The following is a 20,074-nucleotide window of genomic DNA, read 5'->3' on the forward strand; positions in this document are numbered from 1 at the left end:
CGTCCCATGAGCCTGCCCACCACCGCCGTCATCGGCGCCGGGATCAGCGGTCTGACCTCGGCCAAGATGCTGCTCGACTACGGCGTGCCGGTCACCGTCTTCGAGGCCTCCGACCGGGTCGGCGGCAACTGGGCGTTCGGCAACCCCAACGGACACAGCAGCGCCTACCGCTCGCTGCACATCGACACCTCCAAGCACCGACTGTCCTTCAAGGACTTCCCGATGCCCGAGGACTACCCGGACTTCCCCCACCACACCCAGATCAAGGCCTACCTCGACTCCTACTGCGACGCGTTCGGGATCCGCGAGCACATCGAGTTCCAGAACAGGGTGATGCACGCCGAGCGGCTGCCCGGCGGCGGCTGGGAGCTGCTCGACGAGGCGGGCGAGCGTCGGCACTTCGACTTCCTGGTCGTCGGCAACGGTCACCACTGGGACCCGCGGATGGCCGACTTCCCCGGCGAGTTCACCGGAGAGTCCATCCACGCCCACCACTACGTGGACCCCCACGACCCGCTGGACTTCACGCACAAGAAGATCCTGGTCGTCGGCCTGGGCAACTCCGCGGCCGACATCACCGTCGAGCTCTCCAGCCGCTCCCTGCAGAACGAGGTCACGATCTCGACTCGCTCCAGCGCCTGGATCGTGCCGAAGTACACCGGCGGCCTGCCGGCCGACAAGTACTACGTCACCACGCCGTACCTGCCCTTGTCGTGGCAGCGGAAGTTCGTGCAGAAGATGCAGTTCATGGCCGGCTCCAACCCCGAGCTCTACGGCCTGCCCGCGCCCAACCACAAGTTCTTCGAGGCCCACCCGACCCAGTCGGTCGAGCTGCCGCTGCGCCTCGGGTCCGGCGACGTCACGCCGAAGGGCAACGTCTCGCGCCTCGACGGGCGCACGGTGCACTTCGACGACGGCACGAGCAGTGAGTTCGACGTGATCGTCTACGCCACCGGCTACAACATCACCTTCCCCTTCTTCGACGAGGACTTCCTCAGCGCCCCGGACAACGCGATCCCCCTCTACAAGCGGATGTTCAAGCCCGGGCTCGACGACCTGGCCCTCGTCGGCTTCGCCCAGTCCACGCCCACGCTCTTCCCCTTCGTCGAGGCCCAGGCCCGCCTCGTCGGGGCGTACGCCACCGGCAACTACCGCCTGCCCGACGAGGCCACGATGGAGCGGGTGATCGTCGAGGACCAGCAGAAGTACACCGGCCACATGCTCGACCGCCCCCGCCACACCCAGCAGGTCGACTACTTCATCTACGAGCACGACATGCGCACCAAGGAGATCCCGGCCGGCCGCATGCGCGCCCAGCAGCACGGCGCCCCGCTTCTCGCCGGGCGCAGCCGGTGCGAGAGCCTCGCTGGATGAACGACGTACCGACCATCAGGCAACACGCCGCCAAGGGCGACGAGCGCCGAGCCGCGCTGCTCGCCGCCCTGGACCACCACCTGCTCGAGGGCGACGGCGCGCTCGACTCCATCAACATCGCCGACATCTCGCGTCGCGCCGGGGTGACCCGCTCGGCCTTCTACTTCTACTTCGAGTCCAAGGCCGCCGCGGTCGCCGCCCTGTCGGAGGAGATGTACGACGCCTCGCTCGCCGCGGCTGCCCACCTCGCCGCCGACGGCACCCCGGCCGACAACATCGAGGCCGTCATCCGCACCCTCTTCGGCGCCTGGGAGAAGCACCAGCACCTCTACCGCGCGATGCTCGACGCCCGCTCGACCAGTCCCGCCGTCCGGCAGATGTGGGAGTCGGACCGGGCCTCGTTCGTCGCGCCGGTCGCCTCCATCATCACCAGCGAGCGCGACGCTGCCCGAGCCCCCGCCGGCGCCGACGCCGAGGCGCTGGCCTCGGTCCTGCTCGAGCTCAACGACCGGATGCTCGAGCGGCTCGCGCTCGGCGGCGACGTCCCCCGCGAGACCTTGGTCGAGACGGTGGTCTCGATCTGGCTGCGCTCCATCTACGGCACCGACTCCACCGGAAGGCTCCACCCATGAACCCCGACACCATCACCTTCACCAGTGGCGGCGACACGATCGATGCCTGGCACTTCGTCGGCAGCGGCGACGCCCTCTCCTCCGCTGCCGGGCGACCGGTCGTCGTGATGGCCCACGGCGTCGGCGGCACCAAGGACTCCGGCCTCATGGCCTTCGCCACCCCGCTCGCCGCCGCGGGCTGCGACGTACTCGCCTTCGACTACCGCGGCTTCGGCGCCTCGGGCGGCACCCCGCGCCAGACGGTCTCGGTCGCCGGCCAGGTCGACGACTACCGCGCCGCGATGGACGCCGCGCGCCGGCTGCCCGGCGTCGACCGCGATCGCCTGGTCCTGTGGGGTGTCTCGCTGTCCGGCGGCCACGTCTTCGCCGCGGCTGCCGGACGCGACGACGTCGCCGCGATGATCTCGCTGACCCCGCTGGTCGACGGTGTCGCGGCCGGGCTGCACGCGCTCTCCAGCCACAAGACGTCCGAGATCCTGCGCAGCAGCATCGAGGGCTTCCGCTCCAAGCTCGGGAAGCCGCGGATGATGCCCGTCGTCGCCCGGCCCGGCGAGCTGGGCTGCCTGACGCTGGAGGGTTCCCTGGAGGACTACACGGCGATCGCCGGGCCCACCTGGGTCAACGAGCTCGACGCCACCGTCGGCCTCGAGCTCGGCAACCACCGGCCCGGCAAGCTCGCCAAGCAGGTGACCTGCCCGACGTTGGTGCAGATCGCCGACTTCGATCGCAGCGCCCCACCCCAGGCGGCCGCCAAGGCGGCGTTCAACGCCCGGGCGCTGGTGCGGCACTACCCCGGCGACCACTTCGACGTGTGGGAGGGCAAGCCGTTCCACACCGCCACGGTCCAGCACCAGGTCGACTTCCTGACCCGCACGTTCACGCCCGTCATCCAGCCCGTGGCCTGACCCGCCGCCGTGACGCACTACGACGTCGTGGTCATCGGATCGGGCTTCGGCGGGAGCGTCTGCGCCCTGCGGCTGACCGAGAAGGGCTACCGCGTCGGGGTCCTGGAGGCCGGGCGTCGCTGGACCGACGAGGACTTCGCCCAACAAGGCTCCCGCGACATGCTGTGGCTCCCGAGGCTGGGCATGTTCGGGCCGATGCGGCTCTCGATGATGGGCGAGATCTCGCTCTTCAGCGCGGTCGGCGTCGGTGGCGGTTCGCTGATCTACGCCAACACGCTCTACGAGCCGCACGAGGCGTTCTACACCGACCCGTCGTGGGGCCACATCACCGACTGGCACGCCGAGCTGGCGCCGTACTACCAGCAGGCGCGCCGGATGCTCGGCGTGACGACCAACCCGCGGCTGTGGCCGGCCGACGAGGTGGTCCGCTCCGTGGCCGAGGACCTGGGGGCCGGCGACACCTTCCAACCGACCGACGTCGGGGTGCTCTTCGACGAGGCCGCACCCGGCCGCAGAGTGCCGGACCCGTTCTTCGGTGGTGCCGGCCCGGAGCGCAACGCCTGCGTGCACTGCGCGCGGTGCACCTCCGGCTGCCCCTTCAACGCCAAGAACACGCTGCCCAAGAACTACCTCCACCTCGCCGAGCAGGCCGGGGCCGTCGTGCACGGCCTGAGCGAGGTGACCGACGTGCGGCCTCGCGACGGTGCCGCCGGCAGCGGCGGGTACGTCGTGACCACCCGGCAACCGGGGCTGCGCGGTCACCGCGCCCGGGAGGCGAGGCGCACCTACACCGCCGACCAGGTGGTCTTCTCCGCCGCCGCTCGCGGCACCCAAACGCTGCTGCACGCCCTGCGTGACGGCGGCTCACTGCCCGACCTGTCGCCGCGGCTGGGCGAGCTCTCCCGCTCCAACTCCGAGGCGATCGTCAACGTGCTGGCCCGCGAGCCGCAGGGCTTCGCACGAGGGGTGGCGATCACCTCGTCGTTCCACCCCGAGCCGCACACCCACGTGGAGCTGTGCCGCAGCAACGAGCTGCAGGAGAAGGGCGCGGTGATGAACGTCCCGCTCGTCGACGGCGGGCCGCGGCGCGTGCTGCGGTTCCTCGGCGGGCAGGTCCGGCGCCCCGGGCCGTTCCTGCGCACGCGCCGCTCGGAGGACTCCGCCTCACGCACCCTGTCGCTGCTGGTGATGCAGTCCCTGGACAACTCGCTGACGTCGTACCTGCGCCGGGGTCGGCTCCGCACCCGGGTCGGTGCGGGCGAGCCAAACCCGTCCTGGATCCCGCTCGCCCACGACGTCGTACGCCGCGTCGCCGCGAAGGTGCACGGCGACGCCACGTCGCTGGCGAGCGACCTGGTCGGCACACCCGCGACCGCGCACTACGTCGGCGGCGCCGTGATCGGCGACTCGCCTGCCTCCGGGGTGGTCGACCCCTACCACCGCGTCCACGGCTACGACGGTCTCCACGTGATCGACGGCTCCACCATCGGCGCCAACCTCGGCGTGAACCCGTCCCTGACGATCACCGCGATGTCCGAGCGCGCCTGCGCGCTGTGGCCCAACAAGGGCGAGACCGATCCGCGCCCGGTCGTCGGGGCGGCGTACGAGGCGGTGGCGCCGGTGGCTCCCTCCTCTCCCGCCGTGCCGGCCGACGCACCCGCTGCGTTGGTGTGGTTGGGGCTGCCGGGGTCCTGAGCTCGGTCAGCGCTCGACCGGCGACGTGCTGTCGGAGACTGCGGTGCCCGCGACGTAGGTGTAGCCCTCGGCGACGGTGGCGACGACGACTCGCAGGCGTCGTCCCAGCTGACGGGTCCGGGGGGTGAACGTCCCCGCGGTGGCACCGCGGACCGGAAGCCCGTCAGCCAGCCACTGGAAGGTCACCCGCGGATTCGTCGCTACGTGGTCCTGGGTCTCCCACGCGCCCGGGGTCACCGCCAGGGTCGACCCGACCCGAGCGTCGCCGACGATGGTGGGGCGCTCGACGTTCAGGAGCGGGAGACGCTGCAGCACCTTCCGGACGCCGGTGACATCGTCCCCGCGTCGGACCCGGACCCGGGAGCGTCCGCGATCGAGGAAGGCGGGTGGGCGGTACACCACCTTGTAGCGGCCGGGATCGACACCAGCGAAGCTCCATCGCCCGTAGTTGGCGCCCATGGTGAGCGTGGCGGTGCTCGCGACGGTGACCCACGCCCCGGCCCGGCGGGCCATCAGACGCACCGGGAACGACCTGACGGGTACTGGCCCCGGGCGCAGCCTGACCTTCCCCGCGATGATCGCCCGTCGCTCCAGCGAAGCGCGGAGACCACCGGTCACCTCCTCGGCCCGCACGTCGATCGTGGTCGACTGCCCGGGCACCCGGGCGTCCCTCCACCACTCCTCGCGGTAGATCCGGTAGTCCTCGTCGGCGTCGTCGCAGAACCGCAGGACGTAGCGACCGGGGATCGACGGCAGCGAGAACTTGCCGACGGCATCCGGGCTGGTCCTGCCGTCGAGCACCCAGGAGTCCCCGGTCTGACGGTACGACCTCACGAGGCACCCGGGCCTGCGCTCCCGGTTGCCGTCCTCCACCAGGCGGCCACGGATGTGCCCCACGCGCTGCAGCTTCGTGTCCCCCAGGTCGGTGCTCGCGCCCGGGGTCACGGAGATCTCGGTCGCGAGGTCCGGCGAAGCCCCACCCACGAACGCGTCACGCAGGGCGTCGTCGTCGACGTCGACCTCCAGCCGCACCACGCCCTTGGCGATCTGCAGCCGGTAGCGTCCGTCCTCAGAGGTGGTGGCGTTCGGGCTGGACCAGCCGACGAAGGACCACGAGCCGCGTGTCAGCCGCGACGCCCGGACCGCAGCTCCCACGACCGGCCGACCGAGATCGTCGGTCACGCGCCCGGTCAGCAGTCCCGGCTCGTCGAGCACGGCATCGATGCCGGCGGCGACACCCGCGTCGTCGAACGTCAGCGGAGTGGCCTCGTCGAGGGAGGAGGCGTCGTCCCACGCCTCGTCTGCCAGCCCGGCGGCGTCGCCGCTGGCCAGGAAGCTCACCGAGAGCTCATCCGGCTCGTAGAAGATGGTCGACGCGATCTCGTAGTGGCCGGCGGCATCGGTGAGGACGGGGTCGCCCGACGGACCGGAGAACCGCTCGGTCCGCGTGTGGAGCTGGACCTCGACTCCGGCCAGCGGCGCGCCCGCCGCATCGGTCACGCGTCCGGCGACCAGTCGGGACGTGCCGTCCGGCGAGGAGCTCGTCCCGGCGCTGGCGGTGGTGGCGAGAGCAGCAACCAGGGAGGCAACGACCGTCGCGGTCCCGAGTGCACGACCGATGGGCATGGCGGCATGGTTTCATCGCAGTGGCGGTCTCGCGGCTCTTTCACCGAGGTCGAGCTGTGCGGGAGTGGCGGTCACGATGTGGTGCGCCCGGTGGCTCTGCTCGCCGCCCCCGACCCCGGCGGACCCTCAGACGAGGTTGCGCAGTCGGTCGAGCAGCGAGTCCTTGACCGCCTCCGTGATGGCTGCCTCGACCTGACGGTCGAGGTCGGCCGGGTTGTCGAGGTTGCCCAGCAGGCTGCGCACGTCCAGCTCCTCGACCGTGCGCGTCAGCACGTCGTCGGTCTTGAGCGCGGCATCGATCACGCCGTCCGGCAGGGCCCGGATGGCGAACTCCAGGATCCCGTTGAGCTCCGCCTGGTCGAGCGCCTCGTCCACCAGCTCCGAGGCCGGCGGCAGGGTGCCGTCGTCGTCCATCCGTCGTACGGCGGACAGCAGGCCGTCGCGCAGGGCCTCGACCTCAACGTCGTACACCTCGGCGCTCTGCGCGAGCTCGAGGGTGAGGGCCTCACGGCTGACGCCCAGCGTGCAGGCGGCGTCGGCGACCCCGAGCAGCACCAGCCGCTCGGTCAGGCCGTCGATGCCATCTGCCCGCGAGGTGACCGGACGCTCGGTGCAGGCGTCGGGAGGTCGCAGCGGCTCGTAGGTGCCGCCGCCGTTGAGGAGCTGGGTGAGGAGCACGGCCGCGACCAGCACGAGCGAGACCAGGGGCAGCGTGGCCGACCGCAGCGCGCTGCTCACGTGGTCCTCCGTCGTCCAGGCAGGACCACGACGAGCAGGGCGAGGAGCGCGAACCCGGCGCCGGCGAGGAAGGAGTCGCGGAAGGCACGCGTCGCCGCTCGCTCCAGCTGGTCGTCGAGGTCGCGCTCGAGCCGCTCGACCGCGGCCCGCTCCGTGGGCTCGACCTCCACCCTGTCGAAGGCAGGACCCAGGTCGGGCACCTGTCCCTGCTCGCCGGCCAGCGCTCCGCCCAGCGCCTGGGCGACCGAGATCTTGTCCTCGGGCTGCAGCGGCGCGTCGAGCACGAGGGCGGTGATCGCCTCCTGCGCGGGCACCTGGGCGTCCTGCAGGTCAGCGGTGAAGACGGGCGTGAGGACAGCGAGCCCGACGACGACGCCGGCGTGTCGGGCGCCGATGGTCCAGCCGGCGTGCTCGGCGCGGGGCCGGCGCAGCTGCACCGCGCGGGCGGTCAACCGGTCGACGGTGAGGCCGAGGCCGAGGCCGACCAGCGCCTGCGGCGCGATGGTCCAGGCGAGGTCGGACGACGGCGGGATCGCCAGACCCACCAGGCCGCCGGCGATCAGGAAGCACCCGACCGCGACCTCCACCTCCTCGCTCGGCTGGAGGAGTCGGGCCAGCGGCCCAGCGGCGATGGCCGCGATCGGCACGACCGAGACCGTCAGCGCGGCGACACCGGGCGAGCGGCTCCACCCCTCCACCAGGAGCAGGACGAGCAGGAACAGCGCGGCCGTCAACGCTGCCGACAGCAGGGCGAGCGTGATGTTGGGTCGTACGTCGGGCCGCTCCGGCCTCACCGGCCCCGGCCCCGGCCGGCCGGGCGCCTCCGACCCCGACCCCTCCCCCCGCCCAGTCTCGACGCCGACAGGGACGGCGTCCCGCACGACCAGCGCCGCCGGCACCGCCAGCACCGCGAACGGCACCTGCACCACGAAGATCGACTGCCACGAGATGAGCTCGGTCATCAGCCCGCCCGCGAACGGCCCGGTCGCCGTACCGACAACTCCCGCCGTCGCCCAGACCGCCACGCCGCGACGCTCGTCGTACAGCCTGACCAGGAGCTCGAGGCAGCCGACCACCGCCAGGGCACCACCGACTGCCTGGAGGCAGCGGGCCGCGATGAGGACGTCGATCGAGCCGGCCACCGCACACCACGCGGAGGCGCCGGCGAACAGCGCGATGCCGACGGCGCTCGACCCGGCCGCCCACCCGCGGGCCAGCAGCCGGGCCGCCGGCACGGCACCGAGCGCGAGGACGAGGTTGAAGGAGATCAGCACCCACGCGACCTGCCCGACGGATGTGTCGAGCTCGCGCAGGATGTCGGGCAGGGCGAGCGTCACCACGGCGGAGTCGGCCAGCACCAGCGCGACGGTCACGGCGAGCAGGGGACCCGCAGCACGATGCACGCCTCCAGTCTTCCAGGCACCTGCGCACGACCACCACCAGCGCGCCATGCTGGGGATCGGGCCTCGGCCCCCACCCCCCCCACCTCGAGCGAAGGAGTCCCGTCATGGAGATGCGCACCCTGGGAAGCGCCACGGCAGGCACGGCCCTGGAGGTCTCGGCGATCGGGCTCGGCTGCATGGGCATCAGCCAGTCGTTCGGCCCCTCCCCCGACCGCGCCGTGATGGTCGACTTCCTGCGCGAAGCCGTCGAGCACGGCGTGACGTTCTTCGACACCGCGGAGGTCTACGGCCCGTTCCACAACGAGGAGGTCGTCGGGGAGGCGCTCGCTCCCGTGCGCGACCGGGTGGTGGTCGCGACCAAGTTCGGCTTCTCGCTCGATGCCAGCGACCGCAAGCTCGACAGCCGCCCGGAGCACATCCGCGAGGTCCTGGACGCGTCGCTGCGACGGTTGCGTACCGACCACGTCGACCTGCTCTACCAGCACCGCGTCGACCCCGACGTCCCGATCGAGGAGGTCGCCGGGACCGTCCGCGACCTCATCGCCGCGGGCAAGGTCGGCCACTTCGGCCTCTCCGAGGCCGGCGTCGACACGCTGCGGCGGGCTCACGCCGTCCAGCCCGTGACGGCGCTGCAGAGCGAGTACTCCCTCTTCTGGCGCGAGCCCGAGGGCGCGATCCTCGACGCCCTCGACGAGCTGGGCATCGGGTTCGTGCCGTTCAGCCCACTGGGCCGCGGCTTCCTGACCGGCACCGTCGATGCGACCACGGAGTTCTCCGAGGGCGACATCCGGGCCAACCTCCCGCGCTTCACCGTCGCGGCGCGCGAGGCCAACCTGGCGCTGGTGGAGCGGGTGCGGGCCGTGGCGGAGCGCAACGACGCCTCGCTCGGCCAGGTCGCGCTCGCGTGGCTGCTCGCGCAGCGGTCGACGATCGTCCCGATCCCCGGCACCCGACGGATCTCGCGGCTCGACGAGAACCTCGGTGCCGCGCGGCTCGCCCTGTCGGCCGAGGACCTCGCCGAGCTGGACGAGGCCTCGACCGAGGTCAAGATCATCGGCGACCGCTACCCCGAGGCGATGCAGCAGATGATCAACCGGTAGCCCCGGGACTCAGCCTCGCCGTCGTGCCAGCAGGGTCGAGTCGTCGATCTCGAAGGTCTCGCCGTCGCGGACCATGGTGCGCGGCCGCTGCTCGACGACGAGCACCTCGAAGTCGTCCGGCAGCGCGGGCAGGAGGTCCTCGGCGACGAACATCGCCTTCTTCATGCCCGCCGGCATCCGGTCGGCCAGGTGGGAGGGCGCGTGCCCCACCACGAGCAGGTGCCCACCCGGCGCGACCGCGTCGACGAGGCGTCGTACGACGGCGACCATGCCGCCGTCGGGCGGGTGCAGGAAGTGCGTCGTCACCAGGTCGTACGTCGCGCCTGCGGCGTCGAAGGTGCGGGCGTCCACCTGCCACCAGTCGGTCGGCTCGGCGACGCCGGCCTCCTCGGCGTGCGCGGCGGCGCGGGCCAGTCCCTTGGCGGAGAAGTCGGCGCCGGTGACCCGCCACCCCTGCTGCGCCAACCAGATGACGTCGCCCCCCTCGCCGCACCCGACGTCGAGCGCCGTCCCGGGCGTCAGCGGCGTCACCTCGGTGACGAGCTGGGGGTTGGGGTTGCCGCTCCAGACCTTGCCCTCCTCCGAGTAGCGCTCCTCCCAGCTCGGCGCCTCGAAGGTCGCCCGGACCTCCTCGTCGCTCATCCCGTGGCCGTGGCCGTGTCCCTGCTTCTCCTGTGCGGCCATCAGCGGCCGCCGTCGCTCGTCTGCATGTCACCAGCGTGGGGGCGGCCGTCTCCGCACGCCAGATTCGTTGCCGTTTCGGCAACATCGGCCACAATCAAGTCGTGACCGATGTCGAGACCACGCTGGCGGCCGTCGGCCCCCGCCTGCGCGATCTGCGCCTGGCCAGCGCCCTGACCCTTGCGGGGCTCTCCGAGACGACCGGCATCTCGGTCAGCACGCTGTCGCGGCTCGAGTCGGGCGAGCGGCGTCCCACCCTCGAGCTGTTGCTGCGGCTGGCCCGCGTCCACCGGCTCTCCCTCGACGAGCTCGTCGACGCGCCCGAGACGGGTGATCCCCGGGTGCGGGCCAAGCCGGTCACGCGGCACGGACGGACGTTCATCCCGCTCACCAAGCGACCCGGCGGGCTGCAGGCCTTCAAGCTGGTGATCCCCGCCCACGACCCGGCGCCGCCGTACCGACCGGCGACGCACGAGGGCTACGAGTGGCTCTACGTGCTCTCCGGCCGCCTGCACCTCGTGCTCGGTCGCCAGGAGATCGAGCTCGGTCCGGGCGAGGTCGCGGAGTTCGACACGCGCACCCCCCACGTCATCGCCAACCGGGAGGACCATCCGATCGAGGTGCTGGCGCTGTTCGGCCCGCAGGGCGAGCGGATGCACGTGCGTTCGAGATCAGTCAGGTGAGGGCGCCCAGCTCGGCACGATGAAGAGTCCCTCGGCCTCGATCGCCGCGCCGTCGGCACCGTTGATCTCCGCAGTCACCGTCACCTTGCGGCCGGTGTCCGAGACCACCCGACCCGCCAGCGCGACCTCTCCGAGGAGCAGCGGGCGGCGGTAGCGCAGGGTGAGCGTGCCGGTCATCGTGAGCTTCTTCATCGAGCTGGCCGTCACCCCCATCAGATGGTCGAGCAGCAGCGCGCTCACGCCGCCGTGGACCATCCCGGGCGGGCCCTCGTAGGCGTTGCCCAGGCTGAGTCGGGCCGAGGTCGAGCCGTCGTCGTGGCGCTCGACCACCATCGGGGGTGCCACCGCGTTGCGCTGGCCCACCACGGCGTTGCCCCACTGCCAGGACCGTCCCGTGTCGTTGCGCACGACACGTGCCGGACCCTCCTTGGCGCAACGGCCGAGCAGCTCGGCCGCGGCGGCGAGGTGCTCGCGGGCCGCCGCCACCTCGGCGTCGCCGACCTCGGAGCGGATCGTCACGTCGACGAGTCGGCGCAGGTCGTCGGTGACCGGCTCGAAGCGAGCCTGGATCTCGTCCACCTCGGCGTCGGTGAGGTCCGCGTGGTCGAAGAAGCCGCCGTAGGTCTCGGCCCTCACGAGGACGCCACCAGCGCGAGCGTGTCGAGATCACGGATCGCTGCGCACGAGCGATTGACCATCGCCGCGAACATCGCGTCCCCGCGCTCGGTGCGCGCGCCGTACGCGCAGCCGAAGACCGACACCAGCGGGCCCTGCATCATCGCGAAGCGGTAGTCCTCCCACGCGGTGGCGCGGTCGTAGCCGGCGACGCCGTGGGAGGACAGGGCAGAGTGGTACGCCGCCACGATGCCCTCCTCGTGGGCGCGCCGGGCCACGACCTCCAGGCCGGTGCCGACGAGGTAGGCCAGGTCACGGGCCGGCAGCCCGAGCGAGAGCGTCTGCCAGTCGACGGCCGTGACCACGTCGGGGCCATCGGGGCCATCGGGGCCAGGAGCGAACATCAGGTTGTCGAGGCGGTAGTCACCGTGCACCAGCCCGAACCGCTCGCCGCGGGCCAGCGTCCACCGCTCCGCCAGGTCGAGCGTCTGTCGCAGGGTCTCCACGGTCGGTGGCTCCAGCAGGTCACCGAGGCCGTCGACGAAGATCTCCAGCGCCGGGCCGTAGAACTCTGCGAGCAGTGCCGCGTCCTCGGGTCCCTGGATCGTCAGGCCCTCGATGTCGCTCAGCGAGGCGTCGCACCAGCGCGGTCCGTGCAGACCGGCCAAGTTCACCGCGGCCGCACGCGCCTGGTCGGGCGTGCACCCAGCAATCTGGTCGCCCTGGACCGCCGGGGCGAGGTCCTCCATCACCAGGGTGAAGGCCCCGGTCTCCAGGTCGATCGCCTGGTGGTGCACCGTCGGCACCGTGACCGCCACCGTCGGGGAGATCTCCCGGTAGAAGCGCAGCTCGATCGCGTAGGCCCCGATCACCAGCGCCCGCGAGGCCGGGTCTGCGGCCGGCAGCTTGACCAGCACCGTGCGCGGCAGCGCCGGGTCGCCGTCGAGGCGCAGGCGGTGGCAGGTGCCCATCTGGCCGGTGCCGACCTGCTCCCGCTCGACGCTGTGGACCGGCGCACCCAGCGCGGCGCTCAGCCATGTCGCGGTGAGCTCCTCGGGCTCGGTGACGATGGGTGGGAGCGTGGTGGGCGGGGTGGTCGGGCTGGTCGGGCTCATGCGGTCATCCATCCGGGGTTGGCGGGCAGGTCGTCGAGGCCACGGTCGTCGGGCCGGATCGCTCGCCACGCCTCGAGGACCGGCGCCAGCTCCGTGGGGGTGGCCCCGTGGAGCACCACGCTGTCGGCGCCGGCGTCGAGCTGGTCGACGATCCGGGCGGCACAGTCGGCCGCGGACCCGGTGGCCGAGGCGGCCAGCCACTCGGCCGGCAGCACGTGGTCGCGCAGGTGGGTGAGGTCCTCGACGGTCCCGATCGCGTCGAAGGCACCCGGGTAGCCGACGACGAGGTCGTCGGTGCGGAAACGCTCCAGGTCGGCCAGGTCCCAGCCGTTGGCGCGGACCAGCACCTCCCCGTAGCCCTGGAGGTACGTCGCCAGACGACCCACCAGCTTGCGCAGCCGCAGCCCCTCGGGCACCTCGTCGGTCACCGTCCCCAGCACCGACCAGATCCGTACGGCGTGCGGGTCCCGGCCCGCGTCGTCCGCAGCGTTGCGCACGACCTCGACCGCTCGCCGTACGGTCTCGTCGGACATGAAGGTGTGCAGCACGACGCCGTCGGCGACCCGGCCGGCCAGCTGCAGGGTCTTGTCGCCGATGGCCATCATCAGCACAGGGATCCGCTCGTCGAACGAGCTGTCCTGGTTGAGGTAGGGGTAGCTCCCGGACGGTCCCTCGTGGCCCGCGACCGACCCGCCCGACCAGAGCGTGCGCAGGATGCCGACCGCGTCCTCGATCTGGTCCCCGGTGACGCGCTTGATGCCCATCAGGTCGAAGAGCACGTCGAAGCCGCGGCCCAGCCCCAGGGCGTAGCGCCCGCCGGAGAGCCGGTGCATCGTGGTCGCCATCGTGGCGGTGACCAACGGGTGGCGGGTGTTGTGGTTGGTGGCCGCGGTCGCGATGCCGATCCGGGTCGAGGCCGCTGCGGCGGCGCCGGCCATCACCCCGGCGTCCTTCACGTTGAAGCGCTCGGACAGGAAGACCGAGCCGAGGCCGAGGCTCTCGGCGAGCGCGACCTCGGCGAGGAGGTCACGGGGGGTGGCCGAGTGACCGGCCAGGCCGTAGCAAGCGAGCTCGGGGAAGTCAGGGACACCAGCTGGTGACATGTGAGCATCCTCACGCAGCAATCAGACACGTGTCCAGCAAACGGGCGACAAGTCTTGACGCGCGTCAATCGAGCCTGTGCAATGGGACTGTGACCTACGACACCATCATCAACGGCGGGCGCTGGTTCGACGGGACCGGATCGGCCTCGGCCATCCGCAACCTCGGCATCACCGCCGGGGTGGTCGTCGAGGTCTCCTCCGGTCCGCTCGAGCCCGGGCCGGGCACCGAGGTCGTCGACGCACACGGCCAGTGGGTGATGCCGGGCATGGTCGACATCCACACTCACTACGACATCGAGGTGCTCGACGGACCGGGGCTGTCGGAGTCCGTGCGCCACGGGGTCACCACGATCATGATCGGCTCCTGCTCGCTCTCGACGGTCCACCTGGACGCCGTCGACGCCGGCGACATCTTCGGTCGCGTCGAGGCGATCCCGCGCCAGCACGTCATCGACGCCGTCACCGAGCACCAGACCTGGTCGAGCGCCGCACAGTACGTCGACGCCCTCGAGCGGCTCCCGCTCGGACCCAACCTCGCGGCCTTCATCGGCCACTCCGACATGCGCGCCGCGACGATGGGCCTCGACCGCGCGACGCGCCCGGACGAGAAGCCGACCGGCGCCGAGCAGTCGCGGATGGAGTCGATGCTCTCCGAGGCCCTCGACGCCGGGTTCCTCGGGATGTCCTCGCAGCAGCTGCTCTTCGACAAGCTCGACGGCGAGGTCTGCCGCTCGCGCACCCTGCCCTCGACGTACGCCAAGGCGCGCGAGCTGCGGCGGCTCAACTCGATCCTGCGCCAGCGCGCCCGGGTGCTGCAGTCCGGCCCCGACATCACCCACCCGCAGAGCCTTCTCTCGCAAGCGCTCAGCTCGCTCGGCGTCGGACGCCCGCAGCTCAAGACCTCCCTGCTCTCGGCCGCCGACATCAAGGCGATCCCCGCCGTCATCCACGGGATGGGTCCGCTCGCCCGGGCGATCAACAAGCTCGGCGGAGACTTCCGCTGGCAGCACCTCCCCGTCCCCTTCGAGGTGTACGCCGACGGCATCGACCTGGTGATCTTCGAGGAGTTCGGCTCCGGTGCCGCAGCCCTGCACCTCGCCGACGCCGTGGCGCGCGACGAGCTGCTGCGCGACGAGGACTACCGCCGTCGGTTCCGCAAGGACTACGAGGCGAAGTGGGGACCGCGTGTGTGGCACCGCGACCTCTTCGACGCCGAGATCGTCGAGTGCCCCGACGCCTCGATCGTCGGCAAGTCGTTCGGCGCCGTCGGCCAGGAGCGCGGGGGCGTGCACCCCGTGGACGCCTTCCTCGACCTCGTCCTCGAGCACGGCACCGCCATCCGCTGGCGCACCACGATCTCCAACCACCGCCCCGAGCTGCTCAAGAAGATCGCGGTCGAGCCCGGCGTACAGCTCGGCTTCTCCGACGCCGGCGCCCACCTGCGCAACATGGCGTTCTACAACATGGGCCTGCGCTTCCTGCGCCACGCCCACGACGCCGAGCTCGCGGGCAAGCCCTTCATGACGATGGAGCACGCCGTGCACCGTCTCACCGGCGAGCTGGCCGACTGGTACAGCGTCGACGCCGGGCACCTGCGCGTCGGCGACCGCGCCGACCTGGTGATCCTCGACCCGGCCCACCTCGACTCCGACCTCGACGACTACCACGAGAGCCCGGTCGAGCAGTTCGGCGGACTCTCCCGGATGGTCAACCGCAACGACGCCTGCGTCTCGCGCGTGCTGATCTCCGGACGCACTGTGGTCGAGGCGGGCGAGCCGACGGCCCTGCTCGGAGCCGAGCGGACCGGGTCGTTCCTGCGGGTGGGGCAGAAGGTGGCGCCGCGGGTCCCGGTCGAGGCGGCCGGCGCCGCGGCGCTCTGACGTCACAGCACGCAGCAGACCCCACGACCCTCACTCCGGCCCGGTGGGGGGTTGTGTGCCCGAGCCCGGTCCATGGGTCGGCCTCAGGCACACGACCCGGTGCGGCTGATGTCGCGGGCCGGCCCGCGCGGGGTCGTGTGCCTCAGAACGGTCCATGCACCGGCGTGAGGCACACAACCCGACGTACGGCGCCGCGCATCGCCGCTAGGGCGGAGGGCGGAGGGCTCAGGCTGCCGAGTCCGGCATCCGGCCGGACAACCCGAGGGCGATCAGGTCGACCGCGACCGACGCCGGCTCGTGCCGCAACTCGTAGGCCGAGCAGCGTACGACGATTCGATCGCGCGTCGTGAGGGCGCGACTGCGCTTGAGGTCGTCGTGCCACGAGCGCACCTCCATGTGGTGCGACCCGTCGATCTCGAGGACCAGCACCGTCCCGTCGGGAAGGTCCCACTCGCAGTCGGTCCAGCGCCGCCTGCCGTGCCGGTCGTTGCGCGACCGCTGACGATCCGGGCGCGGCAGGCCGATGTCACGGCACAACCTCGCGAGGTCCAGCTCCGGCCCCGAGTGGGCGCCGCCGGCGATCTCACTCAACGCGCGCTTGAACACCTTCGCGCGGCGCAGCGGACGCAGCACGTCCACCCAGTCGTACAAGCGCTCGGCTGTGGTCAGTCTCTGCTGCACCGCAGCGGCAAGCCCCGCGACCGCGGCCCGTTGCTGGGCCTGGTAGCCGGCCCACAGCAGCAACGCCGGCTCGACGCGCGCCGAGGCGATCCCCGACCGCGGGCTGGCCATCAGGTGGAAGGGGCGACGACTTCGGAAGAACCGGACGCCGTCGACCGGCTCGAAGCTGAGCTCGTCGTCGACCAGCACGGTGACGATGTCGGTCTCCCACCCTGACAGTCCGTGGTGCGACCCGGCGGTCAGCCCACCGAGCATGCTACGCGGCCCGGCATGCAGGACCCCGACCCAGCGACGCTGCTCCACGGTGAGCGCGCCGGTCACAGTGCTGACGACGCGCGGGGTGCGCACGACCCAGCGCCGCGCGAGCTCGTTGGCCTGGACCGCGTCCCAGTCGACACCGAACGCCGTGAGCTGTCGCCTGGCGACGATGCCGCACTGCTGGTCGATCAGCCGAGCCAGCCCGCGGTCGCGCCGCTGGCGCGCCAGGTCGTCGCGGCGGTGGTCTTCGTCGTACCCGTTCATGCAGCGAGCATCGCTGCATCGGGACGATCTGTGCAGGCGTCATCCACAGCCCGCTCCCAGCTCTCAGCGGCAGGACCGGGTCGTGTGCCTCACAACGGCGCATGGACCGGCCTCAGGCACACGACCCGTACGCCGGGTGGACGGCGTGTCCGCCCACCCCAGGCGCCAGGGGGTCGTGTGCCTCACAACGGCCCATGGACCGGCCTCAGGCACACGACCCGTACGCCGGCCGGGTGGACAGACCATCACGCCGCGTCGAGGAACTCCGCCACCAGCGCGTTGACGACCTCGGGGCGCTCCACCTGCAGGAAGTGGCCCACGCCCGGCACGAGCATCGCGCGGCTCTCACCCGTCAGCGCCAACGAGGCGCCGGTGAAGAACCGGCGGTCCAGGCAGCCGTCCTGGTCGCCCTGGAGGAATAACGTCGGCACGATCGGCGAGTCGGCGAACGTGCGGTGCCAGTCGGCGTACGCCCGCGCACCGCGGCCGGGGCGCAGGAACGCCCGGTAGTAGGACACCACGGCCTGGGCGTGGGCGCGGTCGGGCACCGACGAGAGCAGGAAGTCGAGATCCTCTCTGGAGTCGTAGCCCGGCGACCAGTCGTGCCAGAGCTTGGTGACCAGGCGCTCGAAGTGGCGCTCGGCCAGGCCGGGGACCTGGTTGAAGGCGATGTACCAGCTGTTGCGTGGCTGGCGCACCGCGGCCCCGAGCCACGCCCCGAGCCATTCGCGCGACGGGGTCATCGAGGGCAGCGGAGGGACGGCCATGGTCACGATCCGCCGGAACGGCGAGTCCGGGTGCGCGCCGAGGCCACTGGTCGCGATCGCGCCCCAGTCGTGCCCGACGAGCATCGAGCGGTCGTCACCCCCGAGTGCACCGTGCACGGCGACCGCATCGGCCATCAGCGAGCCCACCGTGTAGGTCTCGTCGCTGGGGACCGACGACGGTCCGTAGCCGCGCAGGAACGGCGCCGCCACCCGGTAGCCGCGCTCGGCGAGGTAGGGCCCCAGGTGGCGCCAGGTCCACGCGGTGTCGGGGAAGCCGTGCAGCGCCAGCACCAGCGGCGCATCGGCGTCGCCCCACTCCAGGACGCGTGAGGTGTACGTCGGCAGCGGGACCGCGACCACGCGAGGCAGGCTCATGGCCTCACCCTCCCAGACGCCGTCGAGCTCAGGCCTCGCTCGGGGCCGGCTTCGTCGCGCGTGCCGCGGCCCTGGCCGCCTTGGAGATCGTGTCCTCCACGATCGAGTTGAGCCGGGCCCCGTTGGGCCAGCCCGCGTAGTGGCACACGAAGATCACGATCTCGCGCAGCGCCTCGTCGTCCAGCTCGCCGTTGGCGTAGGCCGCAGGCACCTGGATGCCGAGCACGTCGGCGGCGCCCTGACCGGCCAGCATGCCGATCAGGATCAGCCGCCGGTCGCGGTCGGAGAGACCGGGTCGGGTCCAGATGTCGGCGAAGAGGTGGTCGGCGGTGATCCCGAAGAAGTCCCCCGTGCCGTCGGTCATGTCGAAGCCGTAGACGGTCTCCATCTTCTCCAGGCCGATCCGCCGCTTGTCCGGCAGCCCGTCGAACTTGCCCGTCGTCGCACTCTCGTCGGTCACAGTCCCAGTCCTGTCCTCAGTCGTCGCAGCGCCAAGTCGGCGAGCGGGGTGTCCACGCCGAGCGACTCGCCCAGCTCGGTCGCGAAGCGGAGGTCCTTCTCACCCAGGTCGGCGACATGGGAGAAGACCCCCATCCAGAAGTCACCGTCCTCGATCGGCGCGGCGGTCTCGCGGTGCATGATCGCCCCGGGGCCCCCGGTGATCGCGTCGGTGTGACGTACGACGTCGCCCAGCGCGCGCAGGTCGAGTCCCGCCGCCTCGGCGAGCCGCTGCGCCTCGGTCGCGGCGGTGAAGGAGATGAAGTGCATCATGTTGCGGGCGAGCTTGAACTTCGTGCCGGCGCCGATCGTGCCGGCATGGATCACCTTCGACCCCAGCGCGTCGAGGGCCGGCCGTGCGGCGGCGAAGGCCTCGTCGGTCCCGCCGACCATGATGGCGAGGGTGCCGTCGGCCGCCCCCATCGCTCCACCGGAGACCGGAGCGTCCACGAGCAGCACGCCGTGCTTGGCGGCCGTGATCTCCAGCTGCCGCGGCGTCTCGGGGGCGACCGTGGAGTGCACGACGACCACGAGCCCGTCGCGAGCCGAGCCGAGCGCCTGGCCGAGCACGTCGCGGACCTGGTCGTCGTCGCGCACCATCACGCACAGCACGTCGACGTCGGCGACCAGCTCGGCGACCGAGCCCGTGACCGTCGCCCCGGCCGCCTCCAGCTCGGCGAGCGGCTCGGGCATCACGTCGTAGACCGACAGCGACAGCTCGCCCGATGCCTGCGCCCGTCGGGCCAGGCGCAGCGCCATCGGCTTGCCGATGTTGCCGAGCCCGACGAAGCCGACTGCCGTGCCGGTCATGAGCGGAACGTCTGGCCGCCGTCGACGGCGATGATCTGCCCGGTCACCCACGAGGCCTCGTCGGAGAGCAGGAAGAGGCACGCCCCGACCATGTCCTCGGGCTGCCCCATCCGCTTCAGTGCCAGGCCCTTGACCAGGTCCTTGGCAGCGTCCCCGGCCTGGGTGCGCGTGGCGGCGGTGTCGGTGGGGCCCGGCGCGATCGCGTTGACCCGGATCTCCATCCCGCCGACCTCGTGGGCCAGCTGCTGGGTCAGGCCGTTGACGCCGACCTTGGCGAGCCCGTAGAAGCCGGAGTAGAGGTAGGCAGCCGTCGAGCTCTGGTTGACGATCGAGCCGCCGCCGCGCGCCTGCATCGACGGGTAGACCGCGCGGGTCATCACGAGCGCGCCGTCCATGTTCACCGACATGAACTTCCGGTAGTAGTCCCAGTCGACGCTGATCAGCAGGTCGAACTGCATGTCGCCGTAGATGGCGGCGTTGTTGACCAGGCCGTCGATCCCGCCGTACGCCGCCGTGACGGCCTCGACCAGGGCGGTCGCCGACTCGTGCGAGGAGACGTCGGTGCGCACGAACATCGCCGTACCGCCGTCGGCCTCGATCGCCTCGACGACACCGACGCCGGCGCCCTCGTTGAGGTCGGCGACCACGACGGAGGCGCCCTCGGCGGCCAGCGCCCTGGCGTATGCCTCGCCGATGCCCTGGGCGGCGCCGGTGACGACGACGACCTTGTTGTCGAACCTGCTGCTCATCTGGCTGTCCTTCTGGTTGCTGTGGTGGGTGCTGCTGCTTCCTGGCTCACGGGGTTTCGAGACGCGTCACGCAGCCCGTCGCTTCGCTCCTGGCTGCGTCGACGCTCCTCAACCCGCTCGCG

The 20,074-nt window shown here is 71.8% G+C and carries 19 protein-coding genes; 7 read left to right on the top strand and 12 right to left on the bottom strand.

Annotated features, from left to right (window positions below; all coding sequences use genetic code 11):
- Positions 1-6: 6 nt before the first annotated feature.
- The 4 genes from Q1K33_RS07960 to Q1K33_RS07975 are packed head-to-tail and all read left to right on the top strand — an operon-like array spanning position 7 to position 4,606.
- A complete protein-coding gene (locus tag Q1K33_RS07960; RefSeq protein WP_300402488.1) occupies positions 7-1,374 on the top strand; it encodes an NAD(P)-binding domain-containing protein in 1,368 nt (455 codons plus the stop codon).
- On the top strand, positions 1,371-2,006 hold the full coding sequence (locus Q1K33_RS07965) for a TetR/AcrR family transcriptional regulator (RefSeq protein ID WP_300402490.1): 636 nt from the start codon (positions 1,371-1,373) through the stop codon (positions 2,004-2,006). The genes Q1K33_RS07960 and Q1K33_RS07965 overlap by 4 nt, the downstream gene beginning before the upstream one ends.
- A complete protein-coding gene (locus Q1K33_RS07970) occupies positions 2,003-2,911 on the top strand; it encodes an alpha/beta hydrolase (RefSeq protein WP_300402492.1) in 909 nt (302 codons plus the stop codon). The genes Q1K33_RS07965 and Q1K33_RS07970 overlap by 4 nt, the downstream gene beginning before the upstream one ends.
- Before the next feature lie 9 nt (positions 2,912-2,920).
- Positions 2,921-4,606, top strand: coding sequence for a GMC family oxidoreductase (locus Q1K33_RS07975; protein WP_300402494.1), 1,686 nt, complete (start codon positions 2,921-2,923; stop codon positions 4,604-4,606).
- A gap of 6 nt (positions 4,607-4,612) precedes the next feature.
- On the opposite strand, the gene Q1K33_RS07980 is transcribed toward Q1K33_RS07975, so the two are convergent.
- The 3 genes from Q1K33_RS07980 to Q1K33_RS07990 all read right to left on the bottom strand — a co-directional run bounded on the left by Q1K33_RS07980 (position 4,613) and on the right by Q1K33_RS07990 (position 8,373).
- Positions 4,613-6,232: a hypothetical protein gene (locus Q1K33_RS07980; protein ID WP_300402496.1), complete on the bottom strand. Its 1,620-nt coding sequence runs from the start codon at positions 6,230-6,232 to the stop codon at positions 4,613-4,615.
- 126 nt (positions 6,233-6,358) lie between these two features.
- Positions 6,359-6,970, bottom strand: coding sequence for a hypothetical protein (locus tag Q1K33_RS07985; RefSeq protein ID WP_300402498.1), 612 nt, complete (start codon positions 6,968-6,970; stop codon positions 6,359-6,361).
- Positions 6,967-8,373 (bottom strand): MFS transporter, encoded by a 1,407-nt coding sequence (locus tag Q1K33_RS07990; protein WP_300402500.1) that lies wholly within the window; start codon positions 8,371-8,373, stop codon positions 6,967-6,969. Before Q1K33_RS07990 ends, Q1K33_RS07985 begins: the two co-directional genes overlap by 4 nt.
- Positions 8,374-8,477: 104 nt before the next feature.
- On the opposite strand from Q1K33_RS07990, the gene Q1K33_RS07995 reads away from it, so the two are divergent.
- Positions 8,478-9,473: an aldo/keto reductase gene (locus tag Q1K33_RS07995; protein ID WP_300402502.1), complete on the top strand. Its 996-nt coding sequence runs from the start codon at positions 8,478-8,480 to the stop codon at positions 9,471-9,473.
- A gap of 9 nt (positions 9,474-9,482) precedes the next feature.
- On the opposite strand, the gene Q1K33_RS08000 is transcribed toward Q1K33_RS07995, so the two are convergent.
- On the bottom strand, positions 9,483-10,157 hold the full coding sequence (locus tag Q1K33_RS08000) for a class I SAM-dependent methyltransferase (RefSeq protein ID WP_300402504.1): 675 nt from the start codon (positions 10,155-10,157) through the stop codon (positions 9,483-9,485).
- 101 nt (positions 10,158-10,258) lie between these two features.
- Here Q1K33_RS08000 and Q1K33_RS08005 point away from each other — a divergent pair, with 101 nt between their 5' ends.
- Entirely contained in the window at positions 10,259-10,837 is a 579-nt protein-coding gene (locus Q1K33_RS08005) for an XRE family transcriptional regulator (protein ID WP_300402506.1), read from the top strand.
- Here the strand turns inward: Q1K33_RS08005 and Q1K33_RS08010 are convergent.
- Genes Q1K33_RS08010 through Q1K33_RS08020 form a run of 3 tightly spaced genes read right to left on the bottom strand, consistent with a single transcriptional unit; the run spans position 10,826 to position 13,670 of the window.
- On the bottom strand, positions 10,826-11,473 hold the full coding sequence (locus Q1K33_RS08010) for a PaaI family thioesterase (RefSeq protein ID WP_300402508.1): 648 nt from the start codon (positions 11,471-11,473) through the stop codon (positions 10,826-10,828). The genes Q1K33_RS08005 and Q1K33_RS08010 overlap by 12 nt on opposite strands.
- Positions 11,470-12,567 (bottom strand): phosphotransferase, encoded by a 1,098-nt coding sequence (locus tag Q1K33_RS08015; RefSeq protein ID WP_300402510.1) that lies wholly within the window; start codon positions 12,565-12,567, stop codon positions 11,470-11,472. Before Q1K33_RS08015 ends, Q1K33_RS08010 begins: the two co-directional genes overlap by 4 nt.
- Positions 12,564-13,670 (bottom strand): TIGR03857 family LLM class F420-dependent oxidoreductase, encoded by a 1,107-nt coding sequence (locus Q1K33_RS08020; protein WP_300402512.1) that lies wholly within the window; start codon positions 13,668-13,670, stop codon positions 12,564-12,566. The genes Q1K33_RS08015 and Q1K33_RS08020 overlap by 4 nt, the downstream gene beginning before the upstream one ends.
- An 89-nt stretch (positions 13,671-13,759) precedes the next feature.
- Between Q1K33_RS08020 and Q1K33_RS08025 the strand changes: the two genes are divergently transcribed.
- Entirely contained in the window at positions 13,760-15,550 is a 1,791-nt protein-coding gene (locus tag Q1K33_RS08025) for an amidohydrolase family protein (RefSeq protein WP_300402513.1), read from the top strand.
- A gap of 225 nt (positions 15,551-15,775) precedes the next feature.
- Here the strand turns inward: Q1K33_RS08025 and Q1K33_RS08030 are convergent, their stop codons facing one another.
- The 5 genes from Q1K33_RS08030 to Q1K33_RS08050 form a co-directional block, all read right to left on the bottom strand.
- Positions 15,776-16,753 (bottom strand): hypothetical protein, encoded by a 978-nt coding sequence (locus Q1K33_RS08030; RefSeq protein ID WP_300402515.1) that lies wholly within the window; start codon positions 16,751-16,753, stop codon positions 15,776-15,778.
- 245 nt (positions 16,754-16,998) lie between these two features.
- The gene (locus Q1K33_RS08035; protein WP_300402517.1) at positions 16,999-17,895 is read right to left on the bottom strand and encodes an alpha/beta fold hydrolase; all 897 of its coding nucleotides are present in this window, start codon (positions 17,893-17,895) and stop codon (positions 16,999-17,001) included.
- A gap of 28 nt (positions 17,896-17,923) precedes the next feature.
- Positions 17,924-18,355, bottom strand: a complete 432-nt coding sequence (locus Q1K33_RS08040) for a carboxymuconolactone decarboxylase family protein (protein WP_300402519.1) — start codon at positions 18,353-18,355, stop codon at positions 17,924-17,926.
- Positions 18,352-19,203: an NAD(P)-dependent oxidoreductase gene (locus tag Q1K33_RS08045; protein ID WP_300402521.1), complete on the bottom strand. Its 852-nt coding sequence runs from the start codon at positions 19,201-19,203 to the stop codon at positions 18,352-18,354. Before Q1K33_RS08045 ends, Q1K33_RS08040 begins: the two co-directional genes overlap by 4 nt.
- Positions 19,200-19,952, bottom strand: coding sequence for an SDR family oxidoreductase (locus Q1K33_RS08050; RefSeq protein ID WP_300402523.1), 753 nt, complete (start codon positions 19,950-19,952; stop codon positions 19,200-19,202). The genes Q1K33_RS08045 and Q1K33_RS08050 overlap by 4 nt, the downstream gene beginning before the upstream one ends.
- Positions 19,953-20,074: the final 122 nt, after the last annotated feature.

Source organism: Nocardioides sp. (assembly GCF_029937575.1).
Taxonomy (GTDB): Bacteria; Actinomycetota; Actinomycetes; order Propionibacteriales; family Nocardioidaceae; genus Nocardioides.

Coding starts and splice junctions, on each gene's coding strand:
- Q1K33_RS08020 (WP_300402512.1), bottom strand. CDS start 13,670: ATGTCACCAGCTGGTGTCCCTGACTTCCCCGAGCTCGCTTGCTACGGC.
- Q1K33_RS08035 (WP_300402517.1), bottom strand. CDS start 17,895: ATGAGCCTGCCTCGCGTGGTCGCGGTCCCGCTGCCGACGTACACCTCA.
- Q1K33_RS08050 (WP_300402523.1), bottom strand. CDS start 19,952: ATGAGCAGCAGGTTCGACAACAAGGTCGTCGTCGTCACCGGCGCCGCC.
- Q1K33_RS07970 (WP_300402492.1), top strand. CDS start 2,003: ATGAACCCCGACACCATCACCTTCACCAGTGGCGGCGACACGATCGAT.
- Q1K33_RS07960 (WP_300402488.1), top strand. CDS start 7: ATGAGCCTGCCCACCACCGCCGTCATCGGCGCCGGGATCAGCGGTCTG.
- Q1K33_RS07995 (WP_300402502.1), top strand. CDS start 8,478: ATGGAGATGCGCACCCTGGGAAGCGCCACGGCAGGCACGGCCCTGGAG.
- Q1K33_RS07980 (WP_300402496.1), bottom strand. CDS start 6,232: ATGCCCATCGGTCGTGCACTCGGGACCGCGACGGTCGTTGCCTCCCTG.
- Q1K33_RS08015 (WP_300402510.1), bottom strand. CDS start 12,567: ATGAGCCCGACCAGCCCGACCACCCCGCCCACCACGCTCCCACCCATC.
- Q1K33_RS08030 (WP_300402515.1), bottom strand. CDS start 16,753: ATGAACGGGTACGACGAAGACCACCGCCGCGACGACCTGGCGCGCCAG.
- Q1K33_RS08045 (WP_300402521.1), bottom strand. CDS start 19,203: ATGACCGGCACGGCAGTCGGCTTCGTCGGGCTCGGCAACATCGGCAAG.
- Q1K33_RS07965 (WP_300402490.1), top strand. CDS start 1,371: ATGAACGACGTACCGACCATCAGGCAACACGCCGCCAAGGGCGACGAG.
- Q1K33_RS08000 (WP_300402504.1), bottom strand. CDS start 10,157: ATGGCCGCACAGGAGAAGCAGGGACACGGCCACGGCCACGGGATGAGC.